This is a genomic window from Serratia sp. (in: enterobacteria), from assembly GCF_051654945.1.
In the GTDB taxonomy this organism is placed as follows: domain Bacteria; phylum Pseudomonadota; class Gammaproteobacteria; order Enterobacterales; family Enterobacteriaceae; genus Chania.
The window spans coordinates 299,384-317,615 of sequence record NZ_JBOFZA010000091.1; the positions used below are offsets into that span (position 1 = coordinate 299,384).

At 54.0% G+C, this 18,232-nt stretch carries 15 protein-coding genes; 9 read left to right on the forward strand and 6 right to left on the reverse strand.

Features of this window, described 5'->3' with window-relative positions:
• Nucleotides 1-98 precede the first annotated feature (98 nt).
• The 4 genes from ACRDCA_RS22180 (at nt 99) to ACRDCA_RS22195 (ending at nt 5,574) form a co-directional block, all read left to right on the forward strand.
• Nucleotides 99-1,415, forward strand: a complete 1,317-nt coding sequence (locus ACRDCA_RS22180; protein ID WP_438691455.1) for a M20 family metallo-hydrolase — start codon at nt 99-101, stop codon at nt 1,413-1,415.
• The gene (locus ACRDCA_RS22185) at nt 1,412-2,863 is read left to right on the forward strand and encodes a M20 family metallopeptidase (protein ID WP_438691456.1); all 1,452 of its coding nucleotides are present in this window, start codon (nt 1,412-1,414) and stop codon (nt 2,861-2,863) included. The genes ACRDCA_RS22180 and ACRDCA_RS22185 overlap by 4 nt, the downstream gene beginning before the upstream one ends.
• An 89-nt stretch (nt 2,864-2,952) precedes the next feature.
• A complete protein-coding gene (gene abgT / locus ACRDCA_RS22190) occupies nt 2,953-4,479 on the forward strand; it encodes a p-aminobenzoyl-glutamate transporter (protein ID WP_438691457.1) in 1,527 nt (508 codons plus the stop codon).
• Nucleotides 4,480-4,755: 276 nt separating this feature from the next.
• A complete protein-coding gene (locus ACRDCA_RS22195) occupies nt 4,756-5,574 on the forward strand; it encodes a shikimate 5-dehydrogenase (RefSeq protein ID WP_438691458.1) in 819 nt (272 codons plus the stop codon).
• Nucleotides 5,575-5,609: 35 nt separating this feature from the next.
• Here ACRDCA_RS22195 and ACRDCA_RS22200 read toward each other — a convergent pair whose 3' ends face one another.
• The gene (locus ACRDCA_RS22200; protein WP_438691459.1) at nt 5,610-7,799 is read right to left on the reverse strand and encodes a TonB-dependent siderophore receptor; all 2,190 of its coding nucleotides are present in this window, start codon (nt 7,797-7,799) and stop codon (nt 5,610-5,612) included.
• A 412-nt stretch (nt 7,800-8,211) separates the two neighbouring features.
• Here ACRDCA_RS22200 and ACRDCA_RS22205 point away from each other — a divergent pair, with 412 nt between their 5' ends.
• Nucleotides 8,212-9,195 (forward strand): colicin-like pore-forming protein, encoded by a 984-nt coding sequence (locus ACRDCA_RS22205; protein ID WP_438691460.1) that lies wholly within the window; start codon nt 8,212-8,214, stop codon nt 9,193-9,195.
• Between the two features lie 16 nt (nt 9,196-9,211).
• Here ACRDCA_RS22205 and cui read toward each other — a convergent pair whose 3' ends face one another.
• From cui to exbB, 3 genes are all read right to left on the reverse strand, one after another.
• Nucleotides 9,212-9,739: a colicin immunity protein Cui gene (cui, locus tag ACRDCA_RS22210; protein ID WP_438691461.1), complete on the reverse strand. Its 528-nt coding sequence runs from the start codon at nt 9,737-9,739 to the stop codon at nt 9,212-9,214.
• A 290-nt stretch (nt 9,740-10,029) separates the two neighbouring features.
• Complete coding sequence (gene exbD, locus ACRDCA_RS22215; protein ID WP_025119906.1) at nt 10,030-10,452, reverse strand: TonB system transport protein ExbD; 423 nt, start codon at nt 10,450-10,452, stop codon at nt 10,030-10,032.
• 3 nt (nt 10,453-10,455) lie between these two features.
• Nucleotides 10,456-11,448 (reverse strand): tol-pal system-associated acyl-CoA thioesterase, encoded by a 993-nt coding sequence (gene exbB, locus ACRDCA_RS22220; RefSeq protein ID WP_438691462.1) that lies wholly within the window; start codon nt 11,446-11,448, stop codon nt 10,456-10,458.
• A 591-nt stretch (nt 11,449-12,039) separates the two neighbouring features.
• Between exbB and ACRDCA_RS22225 the strand changes: the two genes are divergently transcribed.
• Nucleotides 12,040-12,696 carry a DedA family protein gene (locus ACRDCA_RS22225; protein ID WP_438691463.1) on the forward strand — a complete coding sequence of 219 codons (657 nt, stop codon included), beginning with the start codon at nt 12,040-12,042 and terminating at the stop codon, nt 12,694-12,696.
• 14 nt (nt 12,697-12,710) lie between these two features.
• Here ACRDCA_RS22225 and ACRDCA_RS22230 read toward each other — a convergent pair whose 3' ends face one another.
• On the reverse strand, nt 12,711-13,616 hold the full coding sequence (locus tag ACRDCA_RS22230) for a LysR substrate-binding domain-containing protein (protein ID WP_438691464.1): 906 nt from the start codon (nt 13,614-13,616) through the stop codon (nt 12,711-12,713).
• 105 nt (nt 13,617-13,721) lie between these two features.
• Between ACRDCA_RS22230 and ACRDCA_RS22235 the strand changes: the two genes are divergently transcribed.
• Nucleotides 13,722-14,744 carry a zinc-dependent alcohol dehydrogenase family protein gene (locus tag ACRDCA_RS22235; protein WP_438691465.1) on the forward strand — a complete coding sequence of 341 codons (1,023 nt, stop codon included), beginning with the start codon at nt 13,722-13,724 and terminating at the stop codon, nt 14,742-14,744.
• On the opposite strand, the gene ACRDCA_RS22240 is transcribed toward ACRDCA_RS22235, so the two are convergent.
• A complete protein-coding gene (locus ACRDCA_RS22240; RefSeq protein ID WP_438691570.1) occupies nt 14,741-15,625 on the reverse strand; it encodes an AraC family transcriptional regulator in 885 nt (294 codons plus the stop codon). The genes ACRDCA_RS22235 and ACRDCA_RS22240 overlap by 4 nt on opposite strands.
• 221 nt (nt 15,626-15,846) lie before the next feature.
• Here ACRDCA_RS22240 and yqhD point away from each other — a divergent pair, with 221 nt between their 5' ends.
• A complete protein-coding gene (yqhD, locus tag ACRDCA_RS22245) occupies nt 15,847-17,010 on the forward strand; it encodes an alcohol dehydrogenase (protein WP_438691466.1) in 1,164 nt (387 codons plus the stop codon).
• Between the two features lie 141 nt (nt 17,011-17,151).
• A complete protein-coding gene (ahr, locus tag ACRDCA_RS22250) occupies nt 17,152-18,198 on the forward strand; it encodes an NADPH-dependent aldehyde reductase Ahr (protein WP_438691467.1) in 1,047 nt (348 codons plus the stop codon).
• The last annotated feature ends 34 nt before the right edge of the window (nt 18,199-18,232 follow it).

Consider the following 18,232-nt stretch of genomic DNA (forward strand, 5'->3'; position numbering starts at 1 on the left):
AAGTAAAGATTAAATTTTAATTTAATTGCCTGACCCTTGTCAGTGCACTACCGCTGCCTGAAAAATCTTCAAGGCGTGATAACTAATGGAAAACCACTATGAACAACCCGCTCTCAACGTTGGTGACCGATCTGTATCCGCAACTGCAAGCCTGGCGGCGTGACTTTCACCGCCATGCCGAATCTGGCTGGTTTGAATTTCGTACCGCTTCGCTAGTAGCCGAGGAGTTGGATCGTTTAGGTTATCAGTTACAACTTGGTCGCGAAGTGATCAAGGCCGAAGCCCGCATGGGACTGCCTGCTGCACCGATCCTGGCAGCACAAGAACAGCGCGCCATCGAACAGGGTGCCCTGACAAAATGGTTGCCCTTCTTCTCCGGCGGTTTTACCGGCATTGTCGCCACGCTGGATCCCGGCCGCCCCGGCCCAACCATCGCCTTTCGCGTCGATATGGACGCGCTCGATCTCAACGAACTGCTACACCCCGACCATCAGCCCTTCCGTGAAGGCTTCGCCTCCTGCAATAGCGGCATGATGCACGCCTGTGGACATGACGGGCACACCACTATCGGCCTGGGCCTGGCACGGGTATTCAAAGACCTGGAGCCGCAGTTGCATGGGCGTATCAAACTGATCTTCCAACCGGCCGAAGAAGGGACTCGCGGAGCCAAATCAATGGTGGAAGCAGGCGTGGTGGATGACGTCGATTTCTTTACCGCCGTGCATATCGGTACCGGTGTTCCAGCCGGGGAACTGGTGTGTGGCAGCGACAGCTTTATGGCGACCACCAAACTGGATGTCACTTTCCGCGGCGTAGCCTCCCACGCCGGAGCCAAACCTGAGGATGGCCGCAATGCTCTGTTGGCGGCGGCGCAGGCCAGCATTGGACTCTATGCCATCCCTCGCCACAGTGAAGGCAGCTCGCGCATTAACGTCGGCGTATTGCAGGCGGGTAGCGGCCGTAACGTCATCGCTGACCATGCCTTTATGAAAGTAGAAACCCGGGGCGCTACCAATGAGATTAACGAATTTGTCTACCAGCAGGCGCTCAACGTAATACAAGGGGCCGCCATCATGCAGGGGGTGGAATATGACATATCCCTGATGGGCGCAGCGCAAAGCAGTCAGCCGACTCAACCTTGGGTGGAGTACATCCATCGCCAGGCGCTCGACATCAGCGAGCTGAGTTCAGTGGTCGATCGGCGCGAACAGGCGGCAGGTTCAGAGGACGCGACCTACATGATGGAACGGGTGAAATCTCACGGCGGGCAAGCAAGCTATGTGATCTTCGGCTGTGAGCTCAGCGCCGGGCACCACAATGAGAAATTCGATTTTGACGAACGCGTCATGGCGGTAGCAGTGAAAACGCTGGCCACTCTGGCACTGAACCTGCCTACTTTTGGGAGCAAAGTATGAAACAGACGGAACTGGTCTCTTTTATCCACCATTACATCGATAGCCACCAGGCCCGTTTCAGCGCCCTGAGCGATGAGATCTGGGATCACCCGGAAACCCGCTTTACCGAAACCCACTCCGCCGAGCTACTGGCAAACGCACTGGAGCAGGAAGGTTTTCAGGTTGAACGCGGCGTCGGCGGCATCGAAACGGCCTTTATCGCCAGCTTCGGCAGCGGACATCCGGTGATCGCCTTATTGGGTGAGTATGATGCGCTGGCCGGTCTGAGCCAACAGTCAGGTTGTGCCATACCGGCCCCGTTGATGGAAAACGGCAATGGCCATGGCTGCGGCCACAACCTGCTAGGTACTGCTGCGTTAGCCGGCGCCTTTGCGGTGAAAGCCTGGATGGAACAGCAACAGCTAACCGGCACGGTACGTTTTTACGGCTGTCCGGGAGAAGAAGGAGGATCAGGGAAAACCTTTATGGTACGTGAAGGGCTGTTCGCCGATGTGGATGCCGCCCTTACCTGGCACCCGGAAGGTTTCAGCGGCATGTTCAACACCAGCAGCCTGGCCAACATTCAGGCCGCGTTTCGCTTCAAAGGGATCGCCGCTCACGCGGCCAACTCGCCGCATCTCGGCCGCAGCGCCCTGGATGCCGTGACGCTGATGAATACCGGAGCCAACTTCCTGCGTGAGCATATCGTGCAGGAAGCCCGGCTGCATTACGCCGTCACCAATACCGGCGGCAGTTCCCCCAACGTGGTGCAGGCCGATGCCGAAGTGCTGTATCTGGTACGCGCCCCACAGCTCGATCAGGTTCAGGACATCTACCAGCGTCTGGTCAACGTTGCCAAAGGCGCAGCGCTGATGACCGACACCCAGATGACGGTGCAGTTTGAAAAAGCCTGCTCTAACTACGTCCCCAACCGCCGCCTGGAGAAGGCGATGTATCAATACGTATGTGATTTTGGCTTGCCAGATTACAGCGAGGAAGAACGGCGTTTTGCCACGGAGATCCGCCAAACGCTCAGCAAGGATGACCTGCGCAATGCCAAGCTGAACATTTCACGTACCGGCGGGGAAGCCGGACAGCAATGGGTACGGCAGTTGGGGGATAAAGTGTTGATGGACGAGGTCGCCCCCTATGTGGAATCACAAGAATTACTGTACGGCTCTACCGATGTCGGCGACGTCAGTTGGGTTACGCCGACGGCACAGTGCTTCAGCCCGTGCTTTGCTTTGGGGACACCGTTACATACCTGGCAGTTGGTCGCCCAAGGCCGCACCTCCATTGCCCATAAAGGTATGTGCCTGGCGGGTAAGGTGATGGCAGCCACCGCCGTCGCCCTGCTAAGCGATAACGCCCTGCTGGACGCTTGCCGGGAGGAGTTCCATCAGCAACGCGCCGAACAGCCTTATCAATGCCCCATTCCTGCCGGGGTGAAACCATCTCCATTGAAGTAAAGCCCGACCGGCCTGGCTCCCGTTCCGAGCCAGGCAACCCTGACGATAAAAAATAATAAAAATCTCAAACCGGACACGAGGGTCATATCATGAGTGAGGTCACATCTTCCGCCAATAAAAGCCCTGGACGTATTTTTTACTGGGTAGAACGCATCGGTAATAAAATTCCCAACCCGTTCCTGTTATTTGTTTATTTGATCGTGGTGCTGATGATCGCCACCGCGCTGATTTCCTGGCTGGGCCTGGTAGTAAAAAACCCGGCCACCGGGGAAATGATCCAGGTGAAAAACCTGATGAGCGTGGAGGGGATGCAATGGATTTTCCCCAATATCATCCACAATTTCAGCGGGTTTGCTCCACTGGGGGCGATCCTGGCGCTGGTGATCGGCGCCGGTCTGGCGGAGAAGGTCGGCCTGTTACAGGCGCTGATGTACAAAATGGCGTCCCACGTCAGCGCCGGCTACGCCAGCTATATGGTGTTGTTTATCGCCTTCTTCAGCCATATCTCTTCCGATGCCGCGCTGGTAGTGATGCCGCCGCTAGGAGCATTGATCTTCCTGGCCGTCGGGCGTAACCCGATTGCCGGGTTACTGGCCGCGATCGCCGGTGTCGGTTCGGGTTTTACCGCCAACCTGCTGATTGTCACCACCGATGTGCTGCTTTCCGGCATCAGTACCGAAGCGGCCAAAGCGGTGGACGGCGCAATCCACGTCAGCGTGATCGACAACTGGTACTTTATGGCCACCTCGGTGATCGTGCTGACCATTACCGGCGCGTTGCTGACGGATAAATTCGTCGAACCCCGTTTGCCAAAGTGGCAAGGTACCGCCGAAGACAAGCTCGAAGCGCTCACCCCATTACAAAACCGTGGCCTGCTGATGAGCGGTATCGCCGCGCTGGTGTTTATCGCCGTGATGGCCGCTCTTGTGGTGCCAGAAGGCGCGCCGCTGCGCGATCCGCATACCGGCTCGGTGATCCCCTCACCCTTTATTAAAGGCATTGTGCCGATCATCATCCTGTTCTTCTTCACCGTCGCCATCACTTACGGCGTGGTCACCAAGAGCATTCGCCGCCCGGACGATATCCCCAATCACCTGGTTGAACCGATGAAGAACATGGCGGGCTTTATCGTCATGGTGTTCCCGCTGTCGCAGTTTGTGGCGTTCTTCAACTGGAGCAACATGGGCAAGTTCATGGCCATTGGCCTGACGGATCTGCTGGAAGCGGCCGGGATGAGTGGCGCACCGGCGTTCCTGGGCCTGATGTTCCTGTCCGCCTTCCTGTGCATGTTTATTGCCAGCGGTTCTGCGATCTGGTCGATACTGGCCCCGATCTTTGTGCCGATGTTTATGCTGTTGGGCTTTCATCCGGCCTTCGCTCAGATGATTTTCCGCATCGCTGACTCCTCCGTGCTCCCCCTGGCACCGATGTCGCCGTTCCTGCCGTTATTCCTTGGTTTTTTGCAACGCTATCTGAAGGATGCCAAGCTCGGCACCTACTACGTGCTGATCATGCCGTATCCGCTGGTGTTCTTCGCCGTCTGGATCCTGTTGCTGTTGGTGTGGTACGCGCTGGGGTTGCCTATCGGGCCAGGCGTTTACCCGAAACTGGGATAAGCCCCTCACCCTAACCCTCTCCCACAGGGAGAGGGGACCGATCGAGTTCGTTGACTTTTCAGCGTAATGCCTTGTTTTTCCTTTTCTTACCCTTTGCTTTTCGAAGCTGTACGAGCTAATTACTCGCTTCGGACTGTACAGGGAGAGGGATGGGGAAGGGGAAGGGGAAAAATTTGTGCTCAATAGCATGACTTTTGGCGTAAGCTGAACCGATTATCCTCGCCGGATGCTTACCAAGCAGCGAGGTCGTTTATTTCAATGTGCTAAGGGCCCGTCATGAGTCGTGAAATCAACAAAGATACCCAACTGTGTATGTCACTGGCCGGTCGGCCAGGCAATTTTGGCACCCGTTTCCACAACTATCTGTATCAGGAACTGGATCTGAACTTCATCTACAAGGCGTTCACAACCAAAGATATTCAGGCTGCGGTCGGTGGGGTACGTGCCTTGGGTATTCGCGGCTGTGCGGTTTCCATGCCGTTCAAGGAAAGCTGTATTCCGTTCCTTGATGAGCTGGACCCTTCGGCCACGGCAATTGAGTCGGTCAATACCATCGTCAACGACGACGGCTTCTTGCGGGCCTATAACACCGACTATATCGCCATCACCAAACTGCTGGCGAAATACCAAATCCCCCCGGCCACCTCGTTTGCCCTGCGTGGCAGCGGTGGTATGGCCAAGGCGGTCACTGCCGCCCTGCGCGATGCCGGATTCAAAAACGGCCATATCATTGCGCGCAACCCACAGGCGGGCCAGGCGCTGGCAACGCAATATGGCTATCAGTGGCAACCAGAAGTAGGAGATCTACAGGTTGAGATGGTGATTAACGTCACGCCGATTGGTATGGCTGGCGGCAGCGAAGCCGAGCAGTTGTCCTTTCAGCCTACCACCATCAAGGCTGCCAAAATTGCCTTCGACGTGGTGGCGCTACCGGCAGAAACCCCGCTGATCCGCTACGCCCGTGAGCAAGGTTTGCAGGTGGTTACCGGTGCCGAAGTGATTGCCTTACAGGCTCTCGAACAGTTCGTGTTATATACCGGCACACGCCCCACCGATGAGCAAATCACCCGTGCAGCGGCACATGCACGCGGGTAAATGATCCCCTCGTGAGAGGGGATATCCGTAGTAGATTAGAATGACAGGGTCAGGCCTGCATAATATGCCCGGCCCGGTTCGTTGTAGGTCGAAGCGCCCTCGTTTTCACGATAGATCTGCTTGTCGAACAGGTTGGTGACGCCGGTTTTCAAGCTCAGATCCTTCATCAGATCGTAATTGACGCCAATGCCCACCACCGAATAAGCCCCAACCTCCTGAGTGGAGAGCGTGCCAGCTTCATTGCGGATCTCGGCATATTCACGCGGTTTCTGTCGGCCATACAGCGTCCAGTTCAGGTTGGTAGACAGCTTATCGGTGACCTGATAATCCAGCAGGGTATTCACCGTGTATTTCGGGATCACCGACAGAGGGTTGCCGGTGTCCTTGTTTTCGGAGGTGATCATATAGGTCGCGTTGGTGCGCCAGGTGAGCATATCCTCAACCACGGGTACCACCAGGTTAGCCTCCAGCCCTTCAACCAACGCCTTACCGCCGTTTTCCCAACGCAGGATGTTGTAACCGTTAGAAGCAATGCCGACAATCTCGGTGCCTGCCACGATCTTGTTTTTATAATCGTTGCGGAAGTAGGTAATACCGGCATCGTAACCCGCCCAGGTAAATTCCAGGCCGATCTCTTTGTTGACGCTGACTTCTGGCTCCAAATCGTTATTGCCCAACAGATAGCAACTGCCTGAAACAATGTCCTTCGGGCACCCATTGCCACGGGTAGATAACAGATAGCCTTCGCTGGACTGGTATAGATTCGGTGCTTTAAATGCCCGGGCAATACCGGCTTTCAGTTTGAAATACTCGCCTAATTCCTGCGACACGTTCAGGCTTGGGCTCCAGTTGGCACCAAACTTGTTGTGATAGTCAAAACGCAGGCCGGGGATCACGAAGGTGCCTTCTATCGGCTCAATGTTATCTTCGAAATAGAGTGCGCCGATCTCCGCACTATTCTTAGCGCTGCGCTCAGAAGGAGCGCCAGAAACGCCATTAATGACCACCCCGCTGACATCTGTCATCTGCATAGACGATGGATCGTTGAGCGCCTCACGGTTCCACTCAGCTCCTAGCGTGACGTTTTGCTCGAACAGCAGATCCACCGGGAGGTTCAGTTCGCCCCCGACGCGATAATTCTCCAGCCTGCTGGTGTTATAGGTGTCATCGTTGATCATGCCCTCAACGCGGCCAGTGGTGCCTTCTGCCAGACGGGTATTATTGGTTTTTTCATAGTTGAAGTTCAGGCGGGATTGGCCCCAGTCCCAGATACCATTATGGGTAATGCCATAGGTCTGGCGATACAACCGGTTGGTTTCCTGGCCATACAATGAAGCCACCAGATCGCCCGGGCTGAGGTTGCCATTGCTGTACTGGGTATCGCCTGCGTAGATATTGCCCTGGCGGCTGTAGGCATAGTCAAAGTTGAGGATCTGCTGCGGATTGATTTTCCAGGAGAGCGAGGTGTTAATGTCTTTATTTCTGACCCCTTCGCGGCCTGCGGCATAGGAGCCATTTTGCTGGGTGTTGATATCATAGGCATCAGCATCGGTTTTATTGATGTTACCGAATAGGCGCATAGTCAGCACATCGCTGACCAATGGACCACTCAGGCTGAAGTTGGCGCGGTTGGTTGCCCCCTCCTTGTTGTTTTCTGGCTGGTTGGTAAACAGCGAGAGCGTGCCATGCCAATCTTTGGTGGGGCGTTTGGTAATGATATTAACCACGCCCCCTGCTGCACCTGAGCCATATCGAGCTGCCGCAGGGCCACGTAATACCTCAATGCGGTCAACCATCTCTGCGGGCACCCAGTTGGTATCGCCACGGGTGTCCCTCTCGCCACGCCAGCTATAACGCACCGAATCACGTGACGTTGCCGGAACACCGTCGATCAGGATCAAGGTATTCTCTGGCCCCATTCCCCGGATATCAATCTGCCGGTTATTGCCCCGGCTACCGCTGGCGCTGTTACCGGTGAGGTTTACACCCGGCATTCTGCGGATGATGTCGGAGAGATCGTTTACCGGTGGCGTTCTGCGTATATCCTCGGCGGTGATAATCGAAACCCCTGGTTGTTGCTTCAATTCCTCCGCCGCTGTGGCACGAACTACCATGGTTTCGTTGTCCTCTGCCGGGACTTCCTCTGCCGCCATCCCACCGGTACTGAAAAGCCCCGCCAGCAGGATCGCACAAGGTCGCAGTGGGCGCTGTCTCGTTATAACCATCGTAATAATCCCTTTTATTTAAAGTAGTTAATAATAATTGTAACCATTTTTGTAATTACGAATTGTAATGATAATTATTAACATTTAAATACAGGAAAGCGTAAATTCACAATTTCTCCATACTTCCCCCAGGTTGATGAACCCGCTGGGAAAAAATATTTTTTTAAGTAAATACAATTAATTAGTTAAAAATCGCAGTATGGGCAGGATTTTTCATTAGGGGGAAAGCTTTAAAGCTGCGAGGGGATACTTGGCAAAGCCAAAACCCGTCAGTTTTGTGTCACTTACAGAACAACTGATAATCATTATCATCAATTGCAGAGCCATTTGGAAACGAATATCATTCTCAATAATGTATATAAACACAGTTATACAGGGCTTAATCTAATCGCGAAGAAAAAGAGGAACTCATATGATTGATGAAATTGTTGGCTACGATCCCTACAGTTGGAATAATGGAGTAGCTCCAGAACCAGGGCTAGCATGGGACGGTGGCGCATGGGGTTGGCCTACAACAGGTATTGACTCTGGCGACCTAATGATTGTTTGGCCTGCGGGTGATAACTCAGTATCTGACCAGACCAAGGAGTTATTAGGCAATGATATTTGCTTGCGCTGCGGACAGAAAAATTGCCCCTACATAAAGAATGGAAAAGATTATAAAGAACTCAGAAGTGCATTGAGCAAAGGTAATATACCTTTAGCCAAAAAAGTATACATGACTCGATTTGCTCAATTTGGTGGAATGAATAAAGGCACGTTTAAAGAGGCACTTAAAAAACAAAAGGAGGCAAAGGCCAAAGCAGAAAAAGCGTTTTTACTGAACATTTCGACTATCGTTTCCAGCTCAGCAGAAGGGATCAGTAAACGTATAGGTAAAAATTACCAACTTGCAGCGGATGAAATTGCAAATAACATTAAGAATTTCCAAGGAAAGAGGATAAGAAACTTTAATGATGCGATGGCATCTTTAAATAAAATCATGTCAAACCCCGCGATGAAAATCAACAAGGGAGACAGAGATGCTCTTGCTCAAGCATGGAGATATACGAACGTTACCGATATGGCAAATAAGCTCAGTAATTTTGGCCGATTCTTTAAAGTCGCAGACCTGGTGATTAAGGCTGAGAAAGTCCGCGAAAAAAGTATAGAGGGCTACGAAACAGGAAACTGGAAGCCACTGATGTTAGAGGTGGAGTCTATGGTGTTGAGTGGGGTCGCGTCTAGTGTTGCCTTGGCAGTGATTACTGGATTATTTTCTTTTTTCACCATACCCGCATTGCTATTAACTGCCTCAATTATAAGCGTAACCATAGGTATTAGTATTGCCTCATCCTACATTGACGCTTCACTGGCTGAAGAGTTGAACAACAAACTCATTAGTTTGTTGAATTAGCATAAACCCGACGATTTTATCGTCGGGTTTTATATTCTGATGGAAATCTCACTAAAAACCATAAAAAAAATGAGGTAAGCAAATACAAACCGGTAAAGGTAATCACGTAATAGATAAAAAGAAAATAATCATTAGAAGATAAAAATTTAAGTAGTCTGTTGCCATGTGATACATCAAGCGAGTAAAAAATAAACATAGAAATATAAATAGCGTAAACGATACAGAAGAGAACAAACCTGACTATTATCGAATACAAACCGACGCCACTAAGCTTAAGCCTTAGATGATTTCTGTATTTAATGACAAAGTAAGCGGCAAAAAATAGCGCTAATTTGCAATACAACCCTAAGACTGAACTTAATAACATATTATTAGAGGATATATTAATCGGGTGGACTTTGGCTATCTCAACGCCAAGTTCAAATAATTGGGCTGTTGGGTCTAATTTAAAGTAACAAAAAAGTAACAACAAGGGACATAGCCCAACAGCTAATACCTCAAACAGCTTTCTCGAAGCAAAACCCCCTTCCTCTTCTTGCATCATTCCTCCCGCACCTTGCTGTAAATACTTTATCGTCTCTATCTCGTCAAAGAACGAGCCTTAATTGATAAAGATTATCATTATCAATTGAGGTATACCAGGCTTTCAGCAAAAAAAACGATACCAAGCACCTCTCAACCTACGGTGCATTTTATAGCCACTACTGGCGTTGAATAAAAGCAGGTACTGTGATTCCGACTACCAAGTCGTGAGGACTTTAAGGTTGAAACCTAGATAAGGCAAAGGGGCTAATAATTAGCCCCTCAGGATGTTTTCAACCGCGAGATTAAGCGTTACTTGGCCACGCCTTCCATCCCTACCAGCCCCACTTTCAGGTAACCGGCTTTGCGTAGCGTATCCATCACGCTCATCAGCGTTTCATAGTCTACGGTCTTGTCCGCCTGGAAGAAGATGGTGGTTTCTTTATTCGACTGCGTGCGTTGATCCAGCACCGCCGTCAGCTGTTCCGCCGTCACCGGCTCATCACCAACATAAAGCTGCTTGTCTGCCTTCACCGACAGGAACACCGGTTTTTCCGGACGCGGCTGTGGTTTAGCGGTAGAAGCGGGCAGATCGACACGAATATCTACCGTCGCCAGCGGCGCAGCCACCATAAAGATGATCAACAGCACCAGCATGACGTCGATAAACGGCGTCACGTTGATTTCATGCAGTTCGCCGCTGTCGTCCAGATCTTCATTTAAGCGCATCGCCATAACTCACCCCACCCGCAGTTGATGCGCATGCTGGGAACGTTTGGCGTCGGCCGAAGCCGCCAGATCCAGATCGCGGCCCAACAGCAGCAGAACCTGTGCCGCCACATCACCCACCTGAGCACGGTGGCCGCCGATAACGCGAGCAAAGATATTGTAGATCACCACAGCGGGAATGGCCGCAACCAGACCGAGTGCGGTGGCCAGCAGGGCTTCCGCAATGCCCGGCGCAACGACCGCCAGGTTGGTAGTTTGCGAGTGGGCGATACCGATAAAGCTGTTCATGATGCCCCACACGGTGCCGAACAGGCCGACAAACGGTGAGATGGCACCAATGGTTGCCAGGAAGCCATTGCCACGCCCCAGTTGACGCCCATAAGCCGCTACGCGACGTTCCAGACGGAAACCGGTACGCTCTTTAATCCCGTTGTTGTCGTTGGATGCCGCCGACAATTCCAGCTCGTTCTGCGCATCTTGCAGCAGCACCGCACTGATGCTCTCTTCCGAGAAGCTTTGTGCCAGTTCAGAGGCATCATCCAGTGAACGCACATCGGCCAGCGCCAGTTGCTCACGGCGCAGACGGCGTTTGGAACGGAACAGCTCACTGCCTTTGGCAAACAAAATGGTCCAGGTGACGATAGATGCCAGCACCAGACCAATCATCACGATTTTCACCACGATATCGGCGTGCTGGTACATACCCCAGACGGAGAGGTCCATGCCGCGAGTTTCTGGCGGTTGGATAGTCGGTTCAGGATTCACCGGGGTAATATTTTCCGGGGTGCTCGCCAGCGGGGTCACCGCGGTTGGCGTAGCCGGTGCCGTTGCCGCAGCAACGCTTTCAGCAACTGCTGGTGCAGTGGCCGGTGCCGCCTGAGCGTTACCCGCCAACCCCACCACCAACACCAGTGAGGCGATCACGCTGCGCCCCAATGCGCCCCATAGCCCACGGCCTGCGCCCTGAGCACTTTGATTTGTCATTTTGCCAGCCGTTTTCACGCTGTGCCTCCACCCATTTCAACATTTAAGGAAGAATTCAGCGTGCGATCATATCAAACCAATCAGGGATTGATAGTAGTTATCATTATTATTTACGCAATAATGTTTCGGCAGGTAAAAAATGATACAACCTCAGTCACTATCAGGGTTTGTGCCCTACTTAGGCATAACATTGCTCACCCAAAATACTAACAACCCCCCCCCTATTCCCCTCACCCCAGCCCTCTCCCAATGCACAGGCCGGAGCTATCATGGACACTTGTTGAGGGAGAGGAGGCCAGTCCTGAGTCGCGAGCTGGTACAGGAGTCAACCTGTGGCACATTCGGTCCCCTCTCCCTTTGGGTTAGCGTGAGGGGGCATGTAATACGGTATATTGGCTTGGGCAAACCACCGGTCACCTGTATATTTTCCGAGTTTACAGCCTTTGACACATTTCTTTGTTCTGTTTAATGTCCGCTTAAGCCAATAGCGGTACACTATAGCTGTGCTCCAGGGTGTGCCTCATGTGCATGTCCTAAATTCATTCGTGAGCATGGCTATAAAAGCACGGTAGCCTATAGAAAGTGAGCCCAGGCACCCCAGGACAAATAATGGATGTATTAAGAGAGATTGTTCACGCACTGTGGACGCAGGATTTTACTGCACTTGCCGATCCCAGCGTGATTTGGGTGGTTTATGCCGTCCTTTTTACCACTTTATTTTTGGAAAACGGCTTATTGCCCGCCTCCTTCCTACCCGGCGATAGCCTGCTGCTGTTGGCCGGTGCCTTGATTGCCAAAGGCGTGATGAGCTTTATCCCCACGCTGATTATTCTGACGATTGCCGCCAGCCTCGGCTGTTGGCTCAGCTATCTGCAAGGGCGATGGCTCGGCCACACCTCGGTGGTGAAAGGCTGGTTGCTACAGTTGCCGGCTCAGTACCATCAACGAGCACACATGTTGTTTAACCGCCACGGTTTGATGGCGCTGCTGATTGGTCGGTTTTTGGCATTTGTCCGCACCCTGTTGCCCACCATGGCCGGGATCTCTGGCCTCAATAGCGCCCGTTTCCAGATATTTAACTGGCTCAGCGGCTTGCTGTGGGTAGGTTCTGTGGTCACACTGGGCTATGCCTTTAGCCAAATCCCGTTGGTCAAACGCCACGAAGATCAGGTGATGGCCGGGCTGATGATCCTGCCAATGGTGCTGCTGGTTGCTGGACTGTTGGGCGTAATGCTGGTCATTTGGCGCAAAAAGCGCGCGGCTTGAAGCGGATGTCACGGCTATAGCGTCATCCGAACAGGCAGTTGACTGACCAACGCATCCACCGCCAGCCGCACTTTCAAGGGTAAATGCGGCGTTAGTGGCCAGACGGCATGCATCTCAAAAGCTTCCCCCGGCACTGCCCCCAAGACCCGTTGCAAATGGCCTTGCATTAATGGCTCGCGGATTAACCAACATGGCAGCCAGGCAATACCAAAACCGGCCACTGCCGCATCGGCAACCGCCTGCAAATCGTCCATCAATAAACGTGTTTTTGGCATGACCTCCCGGGTTGTGCCGTCCGCCTGCGGGATCAACCAACTGCGGATCGCCTGGGCATAGCGGTAACAGATAGCGTCGTGCCGTGCCAGATCGTCAACGTTGTCCGGCGTACCGCAACGGGCCAGATAATCCGGTGAAGCACACAAGGTCATACGATTGTCCCCCAACTTTCGCGCCACCAACCCGGCGCTGTCTGGCAAAGAACCATTACGCACCGCCAGATCGAACCCCTCCTCAACCAGATTCATCACCCGATCGCTGAACGACAGATCGAGTTCCAACCCGGGATGTTCTCGCGCCAACCCGGTTAACACCGGGGCGATATACATGCGGCCAACCAGCACCGGCATAGAAACCCGTAAACGGCCACTAACCTGCTGCTTGCCGCTTTCCAGCAGGCTCTCGGCGGTGCGGATCTCCTCCAGCGCCCGCAGGCAACGCTCATAAAACAGCGCACCATCGTCGGTCAGGCTCAGGCTGCGGGTGGTTCGATGAAAGAGCCGCACGCCCAGCCGCTGTTCTAACCGAGCGATGGTTTTCCCCACCGCCGAACGGGAAAGATGCAGCCTGCTGGCTGCCAGCGCAAAGCTGCCCGCCTCCACCACGCTAACCAGTACCGAGATGCCGCTTAATCGATCGTTCATCTTTTGTATCCTTTTAGGAATCAATCCTGGGAAATCTTATCGCCACTGGCGATTTTAAATCAACGCTATTATCTCCAGACACAGTCAATCAATCTGGAGTACATCATGGCCGAAACCATGCAACATTGGACGATGAATGCCGTAGGGCGTGAACATCTGCAATTAACCGAAAGCGCCATTCCACAACCCGGCCCGCATCAGGTGCGGGTGAAAGTGAACGCCGTGGCGCTGAACTACCGCGATAAGATGGTGATCGAAGGCACCATGCCACTGGATCTGCCGCTGCCGTTTACCCCTGCCTCGGATATGGCTGGCGTGGTGGATGAGGTAGGCAGTGGCAGCACACGTTTTCGTCCTGGCGATCGGGTGATCTCGACTTTCAACCCCGACTGGATCGATGGAAAACCTAACGGCGATGCCCGCACCCCACCTTATCATTCGCTAGGCGGTTTTTATCAGGGGATGCTGGCCGAATATGTCGTAGTCGATGAAGCCTGGCTAAGCGCGTCACCCACAACCTTGGACGATGCCCAGGCCAGTACCCTGCCCTGCGCCGGGCTGACAGCCTGGTTCGCACTGGTTGAGCGTGGCCATTTGCGTGCGGGAGAGTCGGTGCTGGTACAAGGCACCGGTGGCGTTGCGCTATTTGCGCTGCAGATTGCCAAAGCCCACGGGGCACAGGTCTTTATCACCTCCGGCAGCGAAGAGAAGCTGCAGCGTGCCAAAGCGTTAGGTGCCGATCACGGCATTCACCGCCTGCAAGAGGATTGGGTGGAATCGATATACTCACTGACGCAGGATCGCGGTATCGATCATATTGTCGAAACCGTCGGCGGCAGCAATCTGGTCAACTCACTACGCGCCGTGGCGACACATGGCCGTATCTCGGTCATTGGCGTGCTGGAGGGCTTTGATATTGCCATCCCCGCTAGCCTGTTGCTGCTGAAGTCTCCTCAGATCCAGGGCATCGGCGTAGGCCACCGCCGAGCACTGGAAGATCTGGTGCGTGCGGTCGACACCAACGGTATCAAACCCGTCATCGACCAGCGGTACCGTTTCGATCAATTGCCAGCGGCGCTCGATCACCTCGATCGCGGCGCGTTCGGCAAAATCGTGCTGACGCGTTAACCCTGCATTAATACGCTATTGTCCCGCAGCCGGGCGATCTCATCGCTCGGCGTGGTGCCAAACAGCCGTTTAAACTCGCGGCTGAACTGCGAAGCACTCTCATAGCCCACGCGGATCGCCGCCGTGCTGGCCTTCAGACCATCATGCACCATCAGCAAACGCGCCTTGTGCAGGCGATAGGACTTCACATACTGCAATGGCGAGGTGTTGGTCACCGCCTTGAAGTTATGATGAAACGCCGATACGCTCATGTTCACCTCATACGCCAACTGCTCGACGTTGAGGTTCTCCGCATACTGGTTTTCAATCCGCCGTAATGCCTTGGCGATCTGGCTAAAATGGGTATGCCGGTTAACCAGTTCCTGCAACGAAGCACCGCAACTGCCACGCAATACATAATACAGCAGCTCGCGCACAATCTGCGGCCCCAGCACCCGGGCATCCAGTGGTTTCTCCATCACATCCAGCAGACGTTCGGTTGCACACAGCATTTCATCGCTAAGCGGTGAGAGGTTTACACCACTGCTTTCGCCCCTGGGCTGCATTAAGTAATCGTCATCACCGATATCAATCAGCAGATCCTGTAGCATTTGGGTGTCGATATTGACCGCCAGCCCCACCAGCGGCTGTTCCGGGCTGGCAAAGGTTTCACACTCAAACGGCAGCGATACCGTCATCAGTAGATAATTGCTCGGATCGTATTGAAACATCTTGCTGCCGCAGTAGCCCACTTTATGGCCCTGAAAGATGATCACAATACCGGGCTCATACATCACCGGCTGACGCGGGCAATACTCGTCGACATACAGAACCTTCACCATCGGTACAGACGTTGAGCTATAGCCTTTGGCGGCGGCAAAGCGCAGCGCCTGTTGCGCCATACGACTGCGCAGTTCTACGTTCTCCATCGGCAAGCCCTCTAGTCGTGTGAATAATTCGACACGGATAATAACCATAAAGATGCATTTTCTACAGTGTAGTGTAGGAATAGGCAAGACACCGGCAGAAATGTGCATTGTGCGATCGGGCCAGGTTACTGACAATAGACTCCAGTTATTTTTGCGCTTCTGGCGCTTCCCTGATGCCAATAGAGAGTACAAGCATGCAAAACTTCATCCTCCATACCCCAACCAAAATCCTGTTTGGTAAAGACCAGATTGCCGAATTAGGCAAACAAATCCCGGCGGACGCCCGCATCCTGATCACCTATGGCGGTGGCAGCGTGAAGAAGAATGGCGTGCTGGATCAGGTGTATTCCGCGCTGGCTGGCCGCAACGTGCAGGAGTTCTCCGGTATCGAACCGAACCCGACCTATGAAACCCTGATGAAAGCGGTTGAAATTGTGCGGGCAGAAAAGATCGACTTCCTGCTGGCGGTAGGCGGTGGCTCGGTAGTTGATGGCACCAAATTTATCGCAGCGGCAGCCGATTACCAGGCGGATCGCGATCCTTGGCATATCCTGAAAACCGTGGGCAGCGAGATTGTCAGCGCGGTACCAATGGGCTGCGTACTGACCCTGCCAGCGACCGGTTCCGAATCCAACAGCGGTGCGGTGATCACCCGTAAGAGCAGCGGTGACAAACAACACTTCTTCTCCCCGCGGGTACAGCCGCTGTTCGCCGTACTGGATCCGGTAGTGACCTACTCACTGCCACCACGCCAGATCGCCAACGGCGTCGTGGACGCCTTTGTCCACACCATCGAGCAATACCTGACTTACCCGGTCGATGCCAAGGTGCAGGATCGCTTTGCCGAAGGCCTGCTGCTGACGCTGCTGGAAGATGGCCCACGTGCACTGGCAGAGCCGGAAAACTACGCGGTACGTGCCAACGTGATGTGGAGCGCCACCATGGCCCTGAACGGCCTGATCGGTGCCGGTGTGCCACAGGACTGGGCAACGCATATGCTCGGCCATGAACTGACCGCCATGCACGGTCTGGATCATGCGCAAACCCTGGCCGTCGTCCTGCCAGCCCTGCTGGAAGAGAAGAAAGCCCAGAAGCGCGAAAAACTGCTGCAATACGCCGATCGCGTCTGGGGCCTGCGTGAAGGTTCCGAAGAAAGCCGTATCGACGGTGCAATTGCCGCCACCCGTGCCTTCTTTGAACAAATGGGGGTGCCAACCCGTCTGTCTGATTACCAGCTCGACGGCAGCTCCATCCCTGCGCTGCTCGACAAACTGCATCAGCACGGCATGACCGCATTGGGTGAGCATCAGGACATTACGCTGGAAGTCAGCCAACGCATTTACCAGGCGGCACGTTAATTCATCGCAACATCACAGTTTCCTGCTAGGCTTTAGTTTCTACTTACCGTGCCCGACCGATCATCGGGCACGGTTCTGCGCCTTATCCGCGCTTTCGATCGCATCGCATAACATCGTCTCGTTAACCCATGGGAGAATTTTATGGCGAACCATTCCAGCCCCGCATCCGACAATCACATACGTGCCTGGGCCGCGCCCGGCAAGGGACAGCCGCTAGAACCCTTTACCTTCGACGCCGGTGCCTTGGGCGACGATGAGATTGAAGTCGCCATCGATTACTGCGGCGTCTGCCACTCCGACCTCTCCATGCTCAATAACGAATGGGGCATGACCCACTACCCGTTCGTGCCCGGCCATGAAGTCGTGGGCAAAGTCACCAAACTTGGTGCCCATGCGCAGAACAAAGGGCTGAAGGTGGGCCAGGTGGTGGGCGTTGGCTGGAACCGTGGTAGCTGTATGCACTGCCATCCTTGTATGTCCGGCGATCAGCATCTGTGCAACGAAGTGCAGCCAACCATTATTGGCCGCCACGGTGGCTTTGCCGATCGCATCCGCAGCCACTGGGCCTGGGCGATCCCTCTGCCGGAAGGCGTCGACGTCACCAGCGCCGGGCCACTGTTCTGCGGCGGGATCACGGTCTTCAACCCGTTATTACAATACGACGTACGCCCGACCCAGCGCGTTGGCGTGGTCGGCATCGGCGGCCTGGGCCATATGGCGATCCGTTTTATGAACGCCTGGGGCTGTGAAGTCACCGCTTTCACCTCGTCCAACAGCAAGCGGGACGAAGCGCTTGCGCTAGGCGCACACCGCGTAGTCGCCAGCAACGACAGCGCCGCGTTGCAAGCCATCGCCAATCAGCTCGACTTTATTCTGGTGACCGCCAGCGCCTCGCTGGATTGGGACGCCTTTATCGGCACCCTGGCTCCGAAAGGCAGACTGCACTTCGTTGGAGCGATCCCAGACCCGGTACCGGTTCAGGTATTCTCGTTTATCAGCAAACAGGCCGAGCTTTCGGCTTCGCCTACCGGTGCCCCTTCCCGTCTGGCCGACATGCTGGCGTTCTGCGCCCGGCACGACATCGAGCCGCAGGTGGAGCATTTTCCACTGAGCAAGGTCAACGATGCCATCGCGCATCTGGAAGCGGGCAAGGCCCGTTACCGTATCGTACTGGATATGCACGCTTGAGTTCGCAAACACGGCAAACACTGAGGTTGCGAAC